Origin of the sequence: Megasphaera sp. SC8-1 (assembly GCF_024436295.1) — a bacterium.
In the GTDB taxonomy this organism is placed as follows: Bacteria; Bacillota; Negativicutes; order Veillonellales; family Megasphaeraceae; genus Megasphaera; species Megasphaera elsdenii.
On the sequence record NZ_JANFQH010000004.1, the window covers coordinates 1 to 19,800 of the forward strand.

Annotated in this window: 17 protein-coding genes; 2 read left to right on the forward strand and 15 right to left on the reverse strand. The window is 55.3% G+C overall.

Annotation, left to right across the window (positions count from 1 at the left end; translation table 11 throughout):
• On the reverse strand, positions 1 to 127 hold a 127-nt coding region (locus NOS26_RS00575), incomplete at its 3' end, for a helix-turn-helix domain-containing protein (RefSeq protein WP_255917144.1).
• 317 nt (positions 128 to 444) lie between these two features.
• Here NOS26_RS00575 and NOS26_RS00580 point away from each other — a divergent pair.
• On the forward strand, positions 445 to 720 hold the full coding sequence (locus tag NOS26_RS00580; RefSeq protein WP_074787474.1) for a hypothetical protein: 276 nt from the start codon (positions 445 to 447) through the stop codon (positions 718 to 720).
• Entirely contained in the window at positions 717 to 2,090 is a 1,374-nt protein-coding gene (locus tag NOS26_RS00585) for a DUF389 domain-containing protein (RefSeq protein WP_022496957.1), read from the forward strand. The genes NOS26_RS00580 and NOS26_RS00585 overlap by 4 nt, the downstream gene beginning before the upstream one ends.
• Before the next feature lie 18 nt (positions 2,091 to 2,108).
• Here NOS26_RS00585 and mutM read toward each other — a convergent pair whose 3' ends face one another.
• The 14 genes from mutM to NOS26_RS00655 form a co-directional block, all read right to left on the reverse strand.
• The gene (gene mutM / locus NOS26_RS00590; protein WP_074787472.1) at positions 2,109 to 2,933 is read right to left on the reverse strand and encodes a DNA-formamidopyrimidine glycosylase; all 825 of its coding nucleotides are present in this window, start codon (positions 2,931 to 2,933) and stop codon (positions 2,109 to 2,111) included.
• 8 nt (positions 2,934 to 2,941) lie between these two features.
• Positions 2,942 to 5,518 (reverse strand): DNA polymerase I, encoded by a 2,577-nt coding sequence (gene polA / locus NOS26_RS00595; protein ID WP_074787470.1) that lies wholly within the window; start codon positions 5,516 to 5,518, stop codon positions 2,942 to 2,944.
• A 58-nt stretch (positions 5,519 to 5,576) separates the two neighbouring features.
• Positions 5,577 to 5,912, reverse strand: a complete 336-nt coding sequence (locus NOS26_RS00600; protein WP_014016335.1) for a hypothetical protein — start codon at positions 5,910 to 5,912, stop codon at positions 5,577 to 5,579.
• 17 nt (positions 5,913 to 5,929) lie between these two features.
• Entirely contained in the window at positions 5,930 to 6,403 is a 474-nt protein-coding gene (smpB, locus tag NOS26_RS00605; RefSeq protein WP_014016334.1) for an SsrA-binding protein SmpB, read from the reverse strand.
• A gap of 12 nt (positions 6,404 to 6,415) precedes the next feature.
• Positions 6,416 to 8,758, reverse strand: a complete 2,343-nt coding sequence (rnr, locus tag NOS26_RS00610) for a ribonuclease R (RefSeq protein WP_074787468.1) — start codon at positions 8,756 to 8,758, stop codon at positions 6,416 to 6,418.
• A gap of 71 nt (positions 8,759 to 8,829) precedes the next feature.
• The gene (gene secG / locus NOS26_RS00615; RefSeq protein WP_014016332.1) at positions 8,830 to 9,066 is read right to left on the reverse strand and encodes a preprotein translocase subunit SecG; all 237 of its coding nucleotides are present in this window, start codon (positions 9,064 to 9,066) and stop codon (positions 8,830 to 8,832) included.
• A gap of 44 nt (positions 9,067 to 9,110) precedes the next feature.
• Complete coding sequence (gene sigH / locus NOS26_RS00620; protein WP_014016331.1) at positions 9,111 to 9,818, reverse strand: RNA polymerase sporulation sigma factor SigH; 708 nt, start codon at positions 9,816 to 9,818, stop codon at positions 9,111 to 9,113.
• Positions 9,819 to 9,847: 29 nt separating this feature from the next.
• The gene (rlmB, locus tag NOS26_RS00625; protein WP_014016330.1) at positions 9,848 to 10,594 is read right to left on the reverse strand and encodes a 23S rRNA (guanosine(2251)-2'-O)-methyltransferase RlmB; all 747 of its coding nucleotides are present in this window, start codon (positions 10,592 to 10,594) and stop codon (positions 9,848 to 9,850) included.
• Positions 10,591 to 11,076 carry a Mini-ribonuclease 3 gene (locus NOS26_RS00630; protein WP_014016329.1) on the reverse strand — a complete coding sequence of 162 codons (486 nt, stop codon included), beginning with the start codon at positions 11,074 to 11,076 and terminating at the stop codon, positions 10,591 to 10,593. The genes rlmB and NOS26_RS00630 overlap by 4 nt, the downstream gene beginning before the upstream one ends.
• Entirely contained in the window at positions 11,073 to 12,518 is a 1,446-nt protein-coding gene (gene cysS / locus NOS26_RS00635; protein WP_014016328.1) for a cysteine--tRNA ligase, read from the reverse strand. The genes NOS26_RS00630 and cysS overlap by 4 nt, the downstream gene beginning before the upstream one ends.
• Positions 12,519 to 12,897: 379 nt before the next feature.
• The gene (gene gltX, locus NOS26_RS00640) at positions 12,898 to 14,352 is read right to left on the reverse strand and encodes a glutamate--tRNA ligase (RefSeq protein ID WP_255917111.1); all 1,455 of its coding nucleotides are present in this window, start codon (positions 14,350 to 14,352) and stop codon (positions 12,898 to 12,900) included.
• A 32-nt stretch (positions 14,353 to 14,384) separates the two neighbouring features.
• The gene (gene ispD, locus NOS26_RS11660; protein WP_095340462.1) at positions 14,385 to 15,545 is read right to left on the reverse strand and encodes a 2-C-methyl-D-erythritol 4-phosphate cytidylyltransferase; all 1,161 of its coding nucleotides are present in this window, start codon (positions 15,543 to 15,545) and stop codon (positions 14,385 to 14,387) included.
• 9 nt (positions 15,546 to 15,554) lie between these two features.
• Entirely contained in the window at positions 15,555 to 16,736 is a 1,182-nt protein-coding gene (locus NOS26_RS00650) for a PIN/TRAM domain-containing protein (RefSeq protein WP_014016325.1), read from the reverse strand.
• Positions 16,737 to 16,920: 184 nt separating this feature from the next.
• On the reverse strand, positions 16,921 to 19,797 hold the full coding sequence (locus tag NOS26_RS00655; RefSeq protein ID WP_255917112.1) for a DUF3427 domain-containing protein: 2,877 nt from the start codon (positions 19,795 to 19,797) through the stop codon (positions 16,921 to 16,923).
• Positions 19,798 to 19,800: the final 3 nt, after the last annotated feature.

Here is a 19,800-nt window from a genome sequence, read left to right on the forward strand (position 1 = left end):
GGTCGAAGATGTACTGCGACACGAAGTTACAAGCCTGACGGTATTGTTCCGTCATCTGACGGAACAGCGTCTCTTGTTCGGGAGTAACGTGTATACGAAGTTTTATCGTTTTAGTTAGGTTAGACATTTTTTCACCTGCCTTTCTAAAATCTATACTACTTCATCAAAATTATTATATCATAATTTTTTTGCTAAAAGTCTAGTATTTATTATTGAAAGGAGGGGAGGTGCGGCTCCTCTCATGACTAAAGTCACGAGTCTCCACCGCACCATGAAGATGAAAAACCAGAATTCTCCTTTTTTTCCTGGCTGTGCATGCTGTTTTCAGCCGGTATGGGCAATTCCTCAAACAGACTGTCGACCCGGCTTTCCAGGAACTGCGAAATGGAATTTCCGTCCACATCCAGGGCAGTGACGATAGTCAGACGGCCTGCCGGGAATTGATTGTCGAAAGCGGGAGCCTCCGCAATTTTATTTACGGTATCCGATACCGTCGTCGGCTCCCTGTCCTTCCCGACCATTACGGAAGAGGAAAATTATGAACCCATTTGTTATTTTGCCGACGGCCGGCGCGGATACAGCATCAAATACATGCAGAAAGATGAATTGATCACCGACGTCCTCCGTCAATATGAACGATATGTCAAGATGCTGGCAGCCGGCAAACACGACTTATACCTGACGGATAAAGTACATCCCAGACAAGGAGGAAAATCATGAACCGCTGGAATAACTTAATCGATTTGAAAGGCGACTCGGCCCCGATGGAAGTCATCAATCAGCGCATCTTATCCGACGCCACCATCGAAGGCACGAACTTGATCGTCTTAGTCATGGCCATCATGATCGCCTGCATCGGCCTGAACTTGAACAGCGTCGCCGTCATCATCGGCGCCATGCTCATTTCCCCGCTGATGGGCGGTATCGTAGCGACGGGCTACGGTATGGCCACATATGACGTCCCTTTTATCCGCAAATCCCTCATCAAATTATCTTTCCAGGTCGGCCTGGCCGTGCTGACAGCTTCGATTTATTTTCTCCTTTCGCCGTTGACCTCGCCGACAGATGAAATGCTGGCCCGGACTACCCCGACAATCTGGGATGTCCTCGTCGCCTTATGCGGCGGGATTGCCGGTGCGGTCGGGAACACACGGAAAGAAAAGAGCAATGTCATCCCCGGCGTCGCCATCGCCACGGCACTGATGCCGCCCCTCTGTACGGCCGGCTATGGGCTGGCCTCCGGGAACCACACGTTTTTCCTGGGTGCCTTGTACCTGTTCTTCATCAATGCCTTCTTCATTGCCTTGTCCTCGTTCCTGGTCTTCAAAGTCCTGAAAGTACCGCCTCATGGCAATATTGCCGAGGCCCATTTCCGCAAACAACGCCTTGTCTTGGTCACACTGGGCCTCTTGATCACCATCCCCAGTATCTACCTGGCCCATCAGACGGTAAAAGACGCCCTCCAGGAAGTCCAGGTCAAGTCGTTCATCCAGACGGACATGCAGTTCGAGAAAACCAGCGTCGTATCGTATGCACTGAAAGACGATACCTTGACGGTCGACCTCGTCGGGGCGGTCTTGACCGAAGAACAAATCGAGCAGCTGAAAACAGCCATGAGCCACTATCACCGCCTGCAAGGCATAACCCTCTCCATCATCCAGGGAAACCGGAACCTGAACACAGAGGAAGTGCAGCAGTTGATCAATGCCCGCATCGAAAAACAGGGCAAAGCCGACAAAGAAGCCTCTTACAAGATGCTGACCAGCAAATATTACCCGGCTTACGAACGGGCGGCGGCTGACCAGCAGGTCATCCAAACCCTCAACAGCCAGGCCCCCTTATTGTTCCCAGAAATACAGTCCGTCCGAGGCGGCACGCTGACTGCCTTGAACCAGGACAAAGATACAAAAAACGGTGACTTCAACTATGATCGCTTCATAGCTGAAGTCACCGTCACGACGCCGCTGAGCGCCGACGATGCCCTACGTCTCCACGACTGGATCAAAGGCCAGGTCAAGATGCCCGTCGTCATGAATGTCCAGACCAGCGATACGCCCAGCGAATACTACGGCAACGGGATCCAGTGGTAGAACGGCAGCGGTCGGCCCCTACGATTGGCACTTCGGACAGTAGTGGGTACCGCGGCCGTTCAATTTAGTGTACTCGATGGTCGTGCCGCAGACCGTGCACGGCGTGCCTTCGCGGCCGTAGACGCGGAGGTTGTCCTGGTTCTGGCCTTCTTTGCCGTTGCCGCTGATGAAGTTGCGAATCGTCGTGCCGCCGTGTTCCAGTCCTTCCTGGAGGACGGCGACGATGGCTTCATGGAGACGGACCGCTTCTTTTTTCGTCACATTGTCGCTGTGGCGCATAGGCCGGATACCCGCCCGGAACAGGGCTTCATCGACGTAGATATTGCCCAGGCCGGCCACTTTCGTCTGGTCCAGGAGGAGCGTCTTCACCGGCCGGTGGCAGCCCTTGAGGAGGTCATAGAGCCGGTCCGTCGTGAAGTCCGGACTGATGGCGTCCGGTCCCAGGTTGTCATAGCCTTTGACGCCTGTCGTCCCCTCCGACGGCACGAGCCACAGGCAGCCCAGGGTGCGGATATCGCGGTAGAGGAGGCGCCCTTCGCTGAGCGTAAAAATAAGATGAATGGCCCGGCCAGCATACTGGCCGGGCTTTTCTTCATAGAGCAGGCTGCCTGTCATGCGCAGATGGACCAGAAAGGACCAGGGACCGCGGCAGCGGACAAAGAGGTACTTGCCGCGGCGTTCCACGCCTTCCAGGGTCTGGCCGGTCAGGGCCACTTCAAAGCGGGCAGCCGTCGTATTCTTGATGAGCCTGGGCAGGCCTATTTCAACGGCCGTAATGGCCTTTCCCCGGACACGCTCGTCGAGGAAGGCCCGTATCGTTTCTACTTCTGGTAATTCTGGCATGAGTTCACCTACTTCGCTTCTTCCCAGTTGACGCCGCTGTGAATGTCGACGACGAGGGGCACGGACAAGTCGACGATGTGTTCCATCGTGTCCTTGAGGAGCTGTTCCACTTCGTCCTTTTCCCCGGCCGGGACTTCCAGGACCAGTTCGTCATGGACCTGGACCAGGAGCTGGCTCTTCAAGTGGCGCTTTTCCAGTTCGTCCTGGACAGCGTTCATGGCCAACTTGATGATATCGGCAGCACTGCCCTGGATAGGCGTGTTCATGGCCGTCCGTTCGGCAAAGGACCGGCGCGTGAAGTTCTTGCTGTTGATTTCCGGCAAGGCCCGGCGGCGGCCGAACATGGTCACGGCCATGCCCGATTCCTTCGCCGAGGCGATGAGGCCGTTCATGTAGTCGTGGACCGTGTTGTAGCGGGCAAAATACGAATCGATGTATTCCTTGGCTTTTTGGCGGGAAATGGAGATATTCCGGGCCAGGCCGAAGTCGCTGATGCCATAGATGATGCCGAAGTTGACGGCCTTAGCGTGGGACCGTTCTTCCGGCGTGACCTCGTCCAGGGGGATGCCGAAGACTTCCGACGCCGTCCGGCGGTGGATGTCCTGGCCCTTCTTGAAGCCGTCGATCATAGTCGGGTCCTGGGACAAGTGAGCCAGGAGGCGCAATTCGATCTGCGAATAGTCGCCAGAGACGATGTAGTCATAGCCTTCGCCGGGCACGAAGAGGGAGCGTATCTTGCGGCCCTGTTCGGTCCGGATGGGGATATTCTGCAGATTCGGGTCGGAACTGCTCAGGCGTCCCGTCGACGTGACCATCTGGTTGAAATGGGTATAGATGCGCCCCGTTTCCGGCACGATGAGCGGTTCCAGGCCATCGAGATAAGTGGAAATGAGTTTCTTCAAGGCCCGGAAGTGCAGGATCTTGTCGATCATGGGATGCTTGTCGCGCAGGGCATCGAGGACGGAACTGTCCGTCGAATAGCCCGTCTTGGTCTTCTTGATGACCGGCAGCTGCAACTTCTCGAAGAGGATGACGCCGAGCTGTTTCGGCGAATTGATGTTGAAGGTCTCGCCGGCGTCGTCGTAAATGGCTTCTTCCAGGGCATCAGCCTGGCGGGACAATTCGCTCTTCATGGTCATGAGGCGGTCCGTATCGACAGTGAAGCCGTTCATTTCCATGACGGCCAGCGTATGGATGAGCGGTTCTTCGATGGTATCGTAGAGCTGTGTCAGGGATGCCTTATCCAATTCAGCTGCCGCTTTGGGCCAGACCTGGAAGGCAAAGGCGGCATCGCCGGCCAGCTTCTGTTCGTCGTCTTCGGCCCCTTCCTGGAGGCTGACGTCGAAGGTCTCGGAAATATACGTCAAGCCGTAAGCCGTCCGCGTCGGGTCCAACAAGTAGGCTGCCAGGACGATGTCCTTCAAGGGCAGGCGGCCCGATGCCACGTGGGATGCGGCCTTGGTCAGATTCTTACCGTCATCGGTGACGACGGCCGCCGCTTCAGGCAGGACGGCGAGATAGGCGTCGTACTTGCTTTCGGGGACGACGAAAGCGCCGTCCTCGACAGCCATGGCCAGGGCCGTCACGGCCGGGATGGGCCGGCTGTCGTCATAGCGGGCGGCGACGGCGACGGTCTTCCCTTTCAGGCTGGCTGCCTCGGGAGCGGCCATGACCTGGACGGTTTCAGCCGGGGCCGCCCCTTCGGCCAGATGGGAAAAGCGGTCGAAGGCAGCAAAGCGTTCCAGGAGATTGCGGAAGCCCAGGCTGCGGAAGAGCTGGGCCACGTCTTCCTGACGCGGCTGGGGCTGGAACATGTCCATGGTATAATCCAGGGGCACGTCACAGCGGATGGTCGCCAAATCCTTGGACAAGACGGCCTTGTCCTTGTTATCGGCCAGTTTTTCCTGCAATTTCTTGCCCTTCACTTCGTCCAGGTGCTCATAGACGCCGTGGACGCTGCCGAACTGGCTGATGAGCTTGAGCGCCGTCTTTTCGCCGACGCCGGGGACGCCGGGGATGTTGTCGGCCGTATCGCCCATGAGGGCCTTCATGTCGATGACCTGGGCCGGCGTATAGCCGTATTCGCTTTCCATGACGGCCGGCGTGACGGCCAGCATGTTGGTGATACCCTTCTTGGTCAGATAAACCGTCACGTCGTCTGTGACCAGCTGCAAAGCATCGCGGTCACCGGTGACGACGTCGACGGCATAGCCATCGGCAGCGGTCCGCCGGGCCAGGGTACCGATGATGTCGTCCCCTTCATAGCCTTCCTGTTCGAGGACGCAAATACCCAGGCAGGCCAGGACTTCGCGGATCAAGGCGAACTGGGGCCGCAAATCATCTGGTGCCGGCTTGCGAGTGGCCTTGTAGCCGTCAAACAAGTCGTTGCGGAAGGTATGCTTGCTCTTGTCGAAGGCGACGGCGACGTACTGCGGGTCCAGTTCGCCGTATAATTTCAATAACATGTTCAAAAAACCATAGACGGCATTGGTCGGATGCCCCTGGGCGTCGGTCAGATGCGGAATGGCATAAAAGGCCCGGTAGAGCAGACTGCTGCCGTCGATGATGACGATATTTTCTTTCATGGGATACCCTTTCTGGTGATGATCATGGATAATGTCTGAAGCCTGCTGCAACACATTCTCACCGATGCAGCAGGGAGCTGACGATGCTGTAGATGCAGTAGATGACGAAGATGCCCAAGAGGTAGGGCATGGCCATGATGATGAAGCCCAGGGCGCCGATGATGACGGCGACGATGCAGAAGACGATGAAGCCCAGGGCCAGTTTGACGCGCCACGAGAGGCCGGACGTGACGATATGGATGCCGCTGTGCTGGCGGCGCGCTTCCTGTTCCTGGCGCAGCCGTTCTTCATAGAGGGACTTCTGGTCGTGGACCGTACCATCTTCGTCAATGGTCTGGCCGCGGAAACTGTCCCGTTCGTGATCGGAAAGGATTTTGGGATCTTCTGAATTCATAGACGATTCTCCTTCTGTTAATAGTTACGGCTCTTCATGCGGCGTTCAATGTCGCGCTTGGCTTCTTTTTCAGCCAGGGCCTGCCGCTTGTCGTAGAGTTTCTTCCCGGTCACCAGGGCGACGGTCACTTTGACCTTCCCCTTTTTGAAATAGAGGTTGAGCGGGATGAGGGTATAGCCTTTTTCCTGGATCTTGCCCAGGAGCTTGATGATTTCATATTTATGGAGCAAGAGCTTGCGCGTCCGCAGGGGATCGTGGTTGAAGCGGTTGCCCTGGTCATAGGGGCTGATGTGCATGCCCAGGAGGAAGACTTCGCCGTTCTCGATGCGGCAGAAGCTGTCCTTCAAATTGACCTTGCCCTGGCGCAGGGACTTGACTTCCGTCCCCGTCAGGGCAATGCCGGCTTCATACGTTTCATGGATAAAATAATCGTGACGGGCCTTGCGGTTGTCCGAAATATATTTCACACCTTTTGTCGGTGACGTTGCCAAAACAAATTCCTCCTATTTCTTCTTTTTCTTGCCGCGGCTCTTCCGGCCTTTTCCCTTGCGCGCCGCTTTGCGGCCGGATTTCTTTTCTTTGCGGCCTTTCTTGTCCTTCTTGTCTTTCTTTCCCTTCTTGCCGATGGCCCCGGCGAACCAGTTGCGCTTGGTATCGGTGTCCTTCTTGTCGCTGTGCTTCCGTTTATGGCGCCGTTCGGCACTGGCTGCCATCAGCTGCTGGACGTCTTCCAGCGATTCATAGCGGCCCGGGACGAAGTCGATTTCGCATTTTTCCACATTGACCTGGGCCAGGGTGACTTCCATGGCATCGCCCAAGCGGTAGACCTTGCCGCCGTGCTGGCCGCGCAGGGTATACGACGCTTCATCAAATTCGTAATCGTCGTCGGTGAGCAGGGAAATATGGACCAGGCCTTCGATGCCGTTTTCCAGGCCTACGAAGAGGCCGAAAGACGTAATGCCCGTAATGTGGGCTTCAAAGGGCTGGCCGATGAAGGGCAGCATGTACTGGCACTTCTTGAGGTCGTCCGTTTCCCGTTCGGCTTCGACGGCAATGCGTTCGCGCGAGCTGGCCTGGTCGGAAGCGATGGTATGGTACGACAGGGACTGCTGCGATTCTTCCTCGGTCAGCTTGCCCCTGCGCTGGTACTGGCGGATCAGGCGGTGGACCATGAGGTCCGGGTAGCGGCGGATAGGCGACGTGAAATGGGTATAACATTCCGAAGCCAGGCCGAAGTGGCCGGCATTGGTCGTCGAATAGCGGGCCTGCTGCATGGAGCGCAGGGCGATGGTCTGGACGACAGCCGCTTCATCGGTCCCCTTGGTCATTTCCAAGAGCTTCTGGAAGTCTGCCGGCTTGACGGCTTCCGTATCGGGCATGGGCAGGTTGAAACTGGACAGGACGGTCCGCATCATTTCCAGCCGTTCCGGTTCGGGCAGTTCGTGGATACGGTAGACCGACGGGTTCTCGCTGTCCCGGAGATAGCAGGCTACGGTTTCATTGGCGATGAGCATGCTTTCTTCGACGATCTGTTCGGCAATGGTCCGTTCCCGTTTTTCCAGGCGCAGCGGCACGCCTTCCGGGTCGAGGATGACCTTGTATTCCGGAAAATCGAAGTCGATGGCCCCGCGGCGGAGGCGCATGTTCTTGAGGATCGTCGACAAAGACCGCAATTCGTGGAGCATGGGCATGAAGGGCTGCAAATCATCGGGCACGATGCCTTCCAGGAGGGCCTTGCGGATTTCGACGTAGTTGCAGCGCCGCTTGACGCGGATGACAGCCGGACCGATGTCGGCCTTGAGGACCTTGCCGTTCTCATCGATTTCCATGACGCAGGTCATGGAGTAACGGTCTTCGTTGGCATTGAGGCTGCAGATGCCGTTGGACAGGACCGTCGGCAGCATGGGGATGACCCGGTCGACGAGATAGACACTGGTGCCGCGGTTATACGCTTCCTGGTCGATGGCCGAGCCCGGGCGGACGTAGTAGCTGACGTCGGCAATGTAGACGCCCAGGCGAAAATGGCCGTTGGGCAGGCGGACGACGTCGATGGCATCGTCCAGGTCCTTGGCATCTTCGCTGTCGATGGTGATGAGCTGGCGGTCGCGGTAATCGCGGCGCCCTGCTTCCAGGGTGACCGCCGTATCGATCTTGGCGGCTTCCTTCTTGACGTCGTCCGGGAAATCGAAAGGCAGACCGTGGCGGGCCATGATGACCTTGATGTCCAGGTCCTTGTCGCCGTCATAACCGAGGACTTCCGTCACTTCCCCTTCGGCTTTGCGCCCTTCTTCAGGCCACTTGGTAATCTTGACCAGGACGCGGGCACTGCTACGGGCGCCGCCGGTCTTGTCGAGGGGCACGTAGATGTCTTCGCGGATCCGTTCGTCGTCAGGCGTGACGAAGGCGCTGTGCTTTTCCAGCTGGAACGTGCCCACCAGGGTCTTGTTGGTCCGTTCGACGATGGATACGATTTCCCCTTCCTGTTTGTGCCGGCCGTCGCCGCTGTGCAGGATGCGGACCGTGACCTTATCGTTGTTCATGGCCGTATGGCGGTTCTGTTCGGCAATATACACGTCTTCTGTCAAATCCTGGCTGAGGACGAAGCCGAACGTCGGCGTATAGCCTTTATAAATGCCGGTTATCTCCTGGGGCTGTTTGGCCGAGATATACCGGTCTCCTGCGATTCTCATGAGTTTCTCACTCCTCACTAATTCTTCAAATGTGTCAAATACGTCAGCCAGCCGGGCGCCGGTGATACCGAGCTGTTCCGCACAGTCCTCGACCGTCGCGCCGCCGCTTTCTTCATTACATATACTTATTATATCATGAGCCAGCTGTAAATCCATAGTTCCCCTCCTCAAATCGCAGTAGTCAGAAAAAAGGAGCCGCCGCATATGCGACAGCCCCTAATAATTCATTAAAAAGTATGCATCAGTCTGCCTAACAGCAATGTACAAATGGCAAATGCTATCGACAAGACGATAGTCAGTTTGGAAAGCAGGGCATCCATGCCGCGGGCCCGGCTCCCGAACAAGTCTTCGGCACCGCCGCCGAAACCGGCGCCCATGCCCTGGGTCTTGCTCTTCTGTGCCACGACGACACCGATGATGAGCAGTGCCAAAATGACAACGATGATTTCTAATGCTGTGATCACGCTAATCCTCCTCACACAATGACGCTAACAGTACTATTGTACACTCATTTGCCGTTTCTATCAATAGGTTCTTTCCCTTTCTCATCCGGTTCTTCTTCCTTTTCGGCATTGCGCGTTTCCAGATAATGTTCCAGCTTGCGTTTGACCCGCTGCAGGGCGTTGTCGATGGATTTGACGTGCCGGTGAAGCTGGCGGGACATCTCGTTGTAAGACTTGCCGTCGAGATAGGCCGTCAGGACCTGCCATTCCAGATCGCTGAGGATCTCATTCATCTTCAGTTCGATATCATTGAATTCTTCACGGCTGATGACCAGCTCTTCGGGATCGCTGACGCGGATGCCTGCCAGGATGTCCTGCAGGGTCCGGTCCGATTCGTCTTCATAGACGGGCTTGTTGAGGGACACATACGAGTTGAGGGGGATGTGTTTCTGCCGCGTCGCCGTCTTGATGGCCGTAATGATCTGCCGGGTAATGCACAACTCGGCGAAGGCCCGGAACGACGACAGCTTGTCGCCGCGAAAATCCCGCGTCGCTTTGTAGAGGCCGATCATGCCTTCCTGGATGATGTCATCCCGGTCGGCGCCGACCAGGAAGTAGGCGCGGGCTTTGGATTTGACGAAGTTGCGATACTTGTTGACGATATAATCGGCCGCCTTGCCATCATGCTCATCCTGGGCGATGCGTACGATTTCTTCATCGGTCATGCCTGCAAAGCGGTCATTTCTTTCTTCTGCATGGGACGCTGCCTGCATAATCGTTACCTCGCTTATCTAATGTTGATTTATTCGCCTGCCTGCCGCTGCCGCACGACTTCATACATGAGCAGGGCCGCTGCGACGGAGGCGTTGAGGGAATTGACGTGGCCGAACATGGGGATCTGGACCAGGACGTCGCACGTCTCCTTGACCAGGTGCGAAATGCCCCGGCCTTCGCTGCCGATGACCAGGACCACCGGGTCCGTCAGGGAACTGTGGAAATAGTCCGTCTCGCCATCCATATCGGCGCCGATGACCCAGAAGCCGCGCTTCTTGAGCTGCTTCAGCGTCTGGGCGATGTTGCCGATCTGTACGAGGGGCATGTATTCGACGGCGCCAGCCGACGTCTTGCCGACGGTCTCGTTGATGGGCGCCGTCCGCCGTTTCGGCAGGAGGACGGCATCGACGCCGGCACATTCTGCCGTGCGGATGATGGCCCCCATGTTGTGGACGTCTTCAATGCCGTCGAGGAGGACCAGGAACGGTACCTTCCCCTTTTCATCGGCAGCGATGAGGACGTCTGTCAAATCGGCGTATTCCACGGGCTTGGCAAAGGCGATGACCCCCTGGTGGCGGTTGCCCGGTGCCAGGTGGTTGAGGACCTTCAGGGGCACGTCTTCGACGAGAATCTCCTTCCGGTCTGCCAGGTCGCGGATGCGCTGCAGCGGCTGCGATTCGTTGCCGGCAGCGACGTACAGCTTGGTGATGGACCGGCCGGCCTTCAGGGCTTCGGTGACACTGTTGCGGCCGATGATGATATTTGCCTCACTCATTCCATTCCTCCATGTTTCTCGTTACAATAGGCCTTCGTTTCTTCATAGACCTGGCCCATGACGGTGTCCAGCCGTTCCTGACGGCCGGCCATGACCAGGTAGCCCACCAGGGCTTCCAGGGCCGTACTGTCGTGGTATTCGGCGACAGTCGCGCTCTTGGGCGCCAGGGTATAGGCATTGCGGGCCCGCTGACAGACAGCCTTCTCTTCGTCCGTCAGGCCGTCGTGGATGCGGCGGTAGACATAGGCCTGGGCCTTGGCCGATACAAATTCTGCCGCCAGCGTGTGCAGGACCTGGACGTGGGGGATGCCCGTTTCCACCAGGCGCTTGCGCAGGGTCAGGGCGTAATAGGCATCGCCGACGAAAGCCAGGTTGATCGAGTCGAGATGGGCCGCATCCTGGTCGGGCACGTCCAGGCGCTTGCCGTCGGCAAAGGCCCGATAGGCCCGTTTCTTTAAAGCTTGCAGTTGTTTGAATTTCACTTTTTCCAGCGTGCTCCCTGCGGCGAATCTTCGATAGTGATGCCAAGGGCAGCCAGTTTATCGCGGATGGCGTCGGCCAGGGCGTACTGCTTCTGGGCACGGCATTCCTGACGGATGTCGAGGATGGCCTGCATGAGGTCGTCGTAATCCTTGCTGCTGGCATCTTCCTTCTTGCCGGTCCAGCGGTCTTCGAGGATGCCCAGGATGTCCGTGAAGGTCTTGAAGACGCGTTTGACTTCCGACAGGGCTGCCGAATCGACGGGGACGCCGTTGTTGACGACGGCATTCTTGAAGATGTTGACGTTCTTGGCCAAGTCGAACATGGCGGCGCTGGCCAGAGCCGTATTGAAATCGTCGCACATGGCGTTTTCAAAGGCTTCTTCGTCTTTGTGAGCCGTTTCCAGGAGCTGCTGGGCTTCCGGCGATTTAGCACCGGCCGGCATAGCCAGGAGTTCCAGGACGTTGTCGATGGCTGTACCCAGACGTTCGAGGCTGCGCGTCATTTCTTCCAGCCGTTCATCGCTGAAGTCCAAGGGGCTGCGGTAGTGGTTGGAAATGAGGAAGAAGCGCAAGGCATCGGGGCTGTAGTGTTCCAGGACGTCCTTGACCAGGAAGAAGTTGTTCAGGGACTTGCTCATCTTTTCCGAATTGATGGTGATGAAGCCGTTGTGGAGCCAGTATTTGACCATGGGTTTCTTGCCGGTGAAGGCTTCGGACTGAGCGATTTCGTTTTCATGGTGCGGGAAGATGAGGTCGCTGCCGCCGCCGTGGAAATCGAAGGTATCGCCGAGGTATTTATTGCTCATAGCCGAACATTCGATGTGCCAGCCCGGACGGCCTTTGCCCCAAGGGCTGTCCCAAGACGGTTCGCCAGGCTTAGCGCCTTTCCAGAGGGCGAAGTCCATGGGATTGTGCTTGCGGTCGTCGACTTCGATGCGGGCGCCGGCCATCATGTCGTCGAGGCTGCGGCCACTCAATTCGCCGTAGTCGTTAAATTTTTCGACGCTGTAATAGACGTCGTGGTCGATGACATAGGCATAGCCTTTGTCGATGAGGGTCTGGACCATGTGGATGATTTCATCCATGTGTTCCGAAACGCGGGGATATTTGTCGGCCCGGCGGATATGGAGCTTGTCCATAACTTCGAAGTACGATGCGATATAGCGGTTGGAAATGGTATCCCACGTGACGCCTTCGCCGTTGGCGGCGTTGATGATCTTGTCGTCGACGTCGGTGAAGTTCTGGATGTGCGTGACTTCATAGCCCAAGTGTTCCAGATAGCGTTTGATGACGTCCCATGTGACGAAAGGGCGGGCATTGCCCATGTGGGAATGGTTGTACGGCGTGATGCCGCAGACATACATCTTGACCTGGCCCGGCGTAACGGGTACGAAGGTTTCTTTCTTGCGGGTCAATGTATTATATACTTTCAGTTCTCTCATACGGTAACCTCCCTGAAATTTGAACAAAAAAGCCACCATCCCCGATGACAGAGACGGTGGCCCGTGGTTCCACTCTGTTTTTACGGCACAGCCGTAATCTTTACTGCGCAGTAACGGGCGCACCCGGACCGGATTACTCCTTTCACCCGGCCTGCTCACAAAGGCAGCATTGCAGTTTTATGACCTGGAAAGGCTCTCAGCCGTGACCCTTCCTCTCTGTCGGATGCCACTGCAACTCATTTTGATCATCGCAGATTCTTATTGATACATATTATTAATTAATATGTATGTATATAGTACCCAATAATCCGTGCCCTGTCAAGTGCGAATTTAATTTGCAGATGGCAGTAAAAGGCGCCCCTAATAGGGGGGGCATTTTTTATCCGCAAATCTTATCGAGGCGCTGGAGGACCTTGTCGCGGCCCATGAGGGCGACGATGACGTTCAGGTCCGGACCGTGCATGACACCGGTGACGGCGACGCGAATAGGCATGTAGACGAACTTGCCTTTGACCTTGAGGCCCTTCTGGATTTTCTTGAACAGGGGCTGCACCGTGTCGGGCGTGACGTCGTCGAGGGCAGCCAGTTCATCGCGGAACATCTGAAGGACGGACGGAGCCGTTTCTTCTTTGAGGACAGCCGCCGTTTCTTCATTTTCCGGGGCATAGTCATCGCTGAAGAAGACCTTGGCAGCGTCGACGATCTGAGCGCCATACTGGACGTGTTCGCGCATAGCGGCGCAGACGGCTTTCAGCCAGGCGGCTTCCGTTTCATCCGGATTTTCGCTGGCATAGCCGGCCTTCTGCAGGTGCGGCAGGCAGACGGCATAAAGCTGGTCTTCATCGAGCTGCTTCATATAATGGAAGTTGATCCAGTTTAATTTTTCGATGTCGAAGACGGCCGGGTTCTTGGCGACGCGGTCGAGGGTGAACTGTTCGATGAGTTCGTCGCGGCTGAAGATTTCCTGATCGCCGTCAGGCGTCCAGCCGAGGAGAGCCAGGAAGTTGACCAGGGCATCAGGCAAATAGCCCATGTCGCGGTACTGCTGGACCGACGTAGCGCCATGGCGCTTGCTCATCTTCTTCTTGTCGGCGCCGAGGATGAGCGATACGTGGGCGAACTTCGGAGCTTCGAAGCCCAGGGCCTTGTAGATGACCAGCTGGCGCGGCGTGTTGGACAAGTGTTCTTCCGCGCGGATGACGTGAGTGATGTGCATGAGGGCATCGTCGAGGACGACACAGTAGTTATAGACCGGGATGCCGTCGGATTTGACGATGACGAAGTCGCCGACATTGTTGGAGTCGAAGGATACGTGGCCGCGGACGAGGTCGTCCAGTTCAATCGTTTCGTTCTTCGGCGTCTTGATGCGGATGACATGGGGACGGCCTTCCTTGAGGTACTGTTCGACCGTTTCCTTCGGCAGGTCGGCACATTTGCCGGAGTAGACCGGCGTTTCGCCTTTGGCCATCTGGGCCTGTTTTTCTGCTTCCAGTTCTTCTGGCGTACAGAAACAGTAATAGGCCTTACCTTCAGCTAAGAGCTTTTCCGTATATTTCTGATAAATGCCCAGGCGTTCCGTCTGGCGGTACGGGCCATCGGGACCGCCGATGTCGATGCCTTCATCCCAGGTAATGCCCAGCCATTTCAGGGCTTCCTTGATATTTTCTTCTGATTCCGACGTCGAACGCTTGCGGTCCGTATCTTCGATGCGGACGACGAACTTGCCGTGGTTGTGCTTGGCAACGAGGTAGTTGAACAGTGCCGAACGGGCACCGCCGATGTGGAACGGGCCTGTCGGGCTCGGAGCAAAACGAACGCGTACTTCCTGTGACATAAAAAATTCCTCCTAAAGACTATATATATGTATTATTGATAGCTAAGGACCATGGCAGCCGCCTGGGCCGCCATGCCTTCTTCCCGGCCGACGAACCCCAATTTTTCTGTCGTCGTCGCCTTGACGGAGACAGCAGCCTTGGGGATACGCAGGGCCTCGGCAATATTCGCAATCATCTGCGGCACATAGGGCTTTATTTTCGGCCGTTGTGCCAATAAGGTCACGTCGAGGTTGACGATGCGGCAGCATTTCTCCCGCAGCAGGTGACGGACCTTTTCCAAGAGGACCAGACTGGAAATATCCTTGAAAGCCTGGTCCGTATCGGGAAAATACGTCCCGATGTCGCGGAGCCCGGCGGCTCCCAGCAGGGCGTCCATGATGGCATGGATGACGACATCGGCGTCAGAATGGCCGTCGAGTCCCCGTTCAAAGGGAATCTCGACGCCGCCCAGGACCAGGCGCCGCCCTTCCTTCAGGCGGTGGACGTCGTAGCCCGTACCGATGCGCTGGACCTCTTTCCCCTTCATGTACAGGGACAAGATGGGGATGTCTTCGCGCGTCGTCACCTTGCGGTTCTTCTCGCTTCCCTCGAGGATGACCACCGGTACGCCCAGGGCTTCGACCAAGGACGCGTCATCCGTGGCCTGGATGCCTTCAGCCCGGGCATGTTCATGCGCTTTCACGAGCAGGTCGCGGTGGAAGATCTGCGGCGTCTGGGCTGCTACCAGGCGGCTGCGGTTCAGCGTATGGAGGCGGCCGTCGTCGCCGCGGACCTTGACCGTATCCTTGAGGGGAATGCCGTAAATGGCGGCCCGGGCCGTTTCCATCATGGCCGCGCCCTGGTCATACCAATCGGGACCGGCAAAGGGCCGGGCGCCGTCGTGGACCATGACCACGTCCATGTCGCGGCTGACGGCCATGAGGCCGTTGTAGACCGAATCTTCCCGCTCGGCTCCGCCCAGGGCATAGCGCACGGGCTGGATGGGATGGAGGTCATCGACAAGGCGGCGGATTTCCTTCTCATCGACGCGGGAGTGGACGATGACCACTTCGCTGACCGACCGGGCCGCAAAGATGTGGCGCAGGGTATGCGCCAGGACGGGCTCACCGCACAAGGGATAGAAGAGCTTGTTCCGCTCGTAGCCGAAGCGGCTCCCTGTGCCGGCCGCTACGACGATGACAGATACTTTCACACATTTCACCTACTCATTTGCAATCTTGACGAATATCATGCGCCCAGCCGACGTCTGCAAGACCGACGTCACCGTAACGGGCACGGTAGAACCGATGTATTTCTGACCATCTTCGACGACGATCATCGTGCCGTCATCGAGATAGGCCACGCCCTGGTTCTCTTCCTTGCCGGCCTTGACGATGAGGACGTTCATGTGTTCCCCAGGGATGCGGGCCGGTTTCAGGGCATTGGCCAGGTCGTTGATATTGAGGACGGCCACGCCCTGGAGGGCAGCGACCTTATTCAAATTATAGTCGTTGGTGACGACTTTGGCATTGATCTTGCGGCCCAGGCGGACGAGCTTGGAATCGACGCCCTGGACGTCATCGAAATCATCGTTGATGATGCGGACTTCGACGTAATTATCTTCCTGCATCTGCTTCAGGATATCCAGGCCGCGGCGGCCCTTATTGCGCTTCAGCAAATCCGACGAATCGGCGATGAGCTGCAGTTCTTCCAGGACGAAGACCGGCACCAGCAGGGGCCCTTCGAGGAAGCCCGTACTGCAGATTTCGGCGATACGGCCGTCGATGATGGCACTCGTATCGAGGAGCTTGCCGGAAAAGTCCATATCCTTGCGCTTGCCGCTGTGCTCCTTGCCGGACTTGCCCAGGCGCAGGTTGCTGACCAGGGCGATGATTTCGCTCTTCTTGCGGGTGGCAATGCTCATGCCGGCATAGCCGAAGACGATGCTGAAGACAATCGGGCCATAGGCCCCGATGATTGGCAGACGGGCGAACGCCAGGCCAATTAAATTCGCAATAATAAGTCCAAAAAGCAATCCCAGCGTCCCGACGATGATATCCTGGCTCTCGAAATCACTCAAGCCCGATTCAATGCGGTGAATCGCCGCCCAGATCAGGCGCAGCACGAACGGTGAAATCCCATATCCCACCAGGGCCCCGACGAGAATGCCGATGATGTAGGCCACGATGGTGATGATAGTCGTCCCGAAAATACTGCCGTGGAAAAATTCCCCTTCTATTTCGGCACTGATGAAGGGCGTCGTAATGACCTGGTCGGCAATCATGACAAAAATGACCGCCATGATCAGGACAATGACCCCTTTCATGATGTTGTCGGCCACATTGCGCCCATTGAATTTCTTCGACTTCGGCTCCTCGTGGTCCAATCCATATTTATCTTCCATAGAGTAGTAAGACACCTCCCCTTATGCGTAATTCTGTAACTATACTAGTTTACCACATTTCCCGACAATGTACCACCGGTGGCAGGTAAAGTTTTTACAGCCGTCCGCATATAGCATTTTGAACTAGTAAATCATGATTTAGTAAATCGTGATTTACTAAATTACGATTTACTAAATCCAATACTTACTCACACAAATACCGATAAAGTTTGTCCTCGACCGGCTTATCCAAGAGAAATTGGAAATTGACGATAGGCAGCTGCTGCCCTTTGTCATTGGCAATGGTCGTTTCGACAGGTTCTCCCAGGACGGTTAAATCGCCGATATAATAGAAATCGGCCCCTTCGGCATCACTCTTTTTCACGAACAATAATTTTCGCGTGTGCTCATTGCAAATCGCTGGAATCTGCGACGACGTCAGGTGAATCCGGGCCCGCGTCATCCAGCTGAACTGCTGCGGCGAAACGAACTGGTCTTCGTACTTCGTATTGGCTGAAATATCCTCACGCTTCTCATAGGTGACGAAAATGGGACACGTAGCGCCGACAATCTGATAGCCATTAAGCGTGCCTTCACGGTTCGTTTCATAATTGAGGATGCGCGACACATCTTTTCGGGAATACCGGCCGTAGCGGACAAAACCCTGGACGATTTCCGGTTCATCGTGAATATAGAGATTTTTAAAACGATACGTTCCATAGTCAAGGATATCCTGAACATAACGTTGAAATTCTTCATTTTCTTTCAAGTCATTCCAATAGGAGGTGGCCACATACGCATGATTCTCAAAGGAAATAAGCGGCTGACTACCGTATTTTTTTCTAGCCGTTTTCGTAAAAAATTGCAAATTCAACAAGCGGGCTACGCTTTCCATCGTTTCCGTAGACGGCAGAAAATGGTATGTTTTGCTCATTTCCCTAGCCAGCGCCGCCGTAGACCAAGACGCTTCCGTCAACAAATGGCGCAAGACCAACAATTCCTCTATGCGTTTGCCATTAGCCAGTTCTAAACTCAACATCTTCAATACCGCCCGATGGGCTTCGGTCAAGGTCGAGGCAAAAGGCTCCATGTATTGAACAAATTCAAAGAAAGACTCCTTCTTCGCCACAAACAAGGCCGGATCCTTATCACCAAAGCGGACAAAATCCATCATCATGGGCTGACGGCCCAGGCGGTAGGCCATATTGCGGTATGATTCTTTCAAATCCCGCAGGTCTGCCAAAGCACTTTTGGCATCAATAGCCGCGTAAATTCGTTCTTTGGCGATATCGTCAAAATGAACCGACGTCGGACCCGGCAAAAAATTGACCTGCATGAGACGGCGGACAAAATCCTTATCGTATGTCCGGTCGCCAAACAGGGCAATGGGAAGCAGAAAATTATTTTCATAATTGCCGATGAAATCGAGAACTTCCAAATAGCGCTTATGTGGATATTTTCGCAGTCCCCGGCCTAACTGCTGGACAAAGACGATCGCCGACGTCGTCGGACGCAACATGATGACCTGATTGACCTGGGGAATGTCGACGCCTTCATTGAAAATATCGCAAGTAAAAATATAGTCGAGATACTGCGGGTCTTCTGCCGCCTTCGCCTCCAAATGACCAATGGCCTCGCTTCGTTCCCTTTCGCTCGACGCACCCGTCAAGGCAACGGCTCGTTTTCCATGCTGGCGAAAAGCTTCAGCCAGGGCCTGCGCTTCGTCTACATTGCGGCAAAAGACGAGGCCTTTGATACGGTCAGCGTCACTGCCATACAAATCAGCATAATATAATATATGTTTTACACGTTCTTCGCAAGTCAGTAAAGAAAAATCACTCATGTCATCTAACACCTTGCCGTTGACCGTAATTTCGCTGATACCGTGATAGTGAAAAGGAACGAGCATATTTTCTTCCAGCGCATCGTGCAAACGAATTTCATAAGCAATATGATGATGGAACAACGCATAAATATCGAAATCGTCCGACCGTTCTGGCGTCGCCGTCATGCCCAACAAAAATTTGGGCTGAAAATAACGAATGACTTTTTGATACGTTCCAGCTCCCCCGTGATGCACTTCGTCAATGACAATATAATCAAAGGTGTCGGGCGCAAAGGTATGAAGGATTTCGTCTTGGGACAAAGTCTGAATGGTCGCAAAAATATAAGGCTTATCCAATTCTTTATCATGCCCTGTCAGCAGCCCCGTATCGGCCGGATTGATGCCAATCCGGACATAACTATCCCGTGCACTTTTGACGATGAGCTCCCGATGGACCACAAAGAGAAACCGCCGGGGCTGCATTTTTAAGACGTCAAAGGCTGATAAATAGGTTTTCCCAGTCCCCGTCGCTGAAATGAGCAAGCCTCGATCCTGCCCGTCATCGCGAAGCTTTTGAATCCCAGCTAAAGCCGCCTTTTGCATGGCATTAGGTTGAATTTTATGGAAGGGCACATATACGGACTGCCGTTTCGGCTTATTATGCGTGTACACAGACTCGTAGGCCTGAATCCACGCTTCGTCCACGACTTCCGCCGTATCCCACAAGGCATCAAATTCTTCCTTCGTCTGCCGGATGAGAGAGCCGTTTTCTGCCGATGTAAAGAAAACATTCCATTCCTGATTGTGCGTCAAGGCGTTAGCCGTCATATTGCTGCTGCCAATGACCATGGTATAATTTTCCGGCCCTGCCTGGGGACGATGGAAAAGATAGCCTTTGGCATGAAAAGCCCGTTCTTCTGTCACCATGCGCAATTCGACATTGGGAAACTTCAACAATTCCCGCAACGCACCGGGTTCGGTAAAATTTAAATACTGGGAGGCTAAAATTTTTCCCGTCGCCTTCCGGTTCTGAATGAGCGCATCTTTCAGGCAGGCAATGCCGCTTTTCGTCAAAAACGCCACGGAAAACAAAAAAGAATCACAGACGTACAGCTGCGACAAAATCGTGTCGAGAACCTTGCGCTTTTTCTCTTTATTATTGGTCAGAATCTTGGGAACATAGCGTTGGTCCGCTTCTACCGTATAATCAATAAATCCTTCGCGCAGGCACTGTTCCAAAGCCCCGTATTCAACCATGGC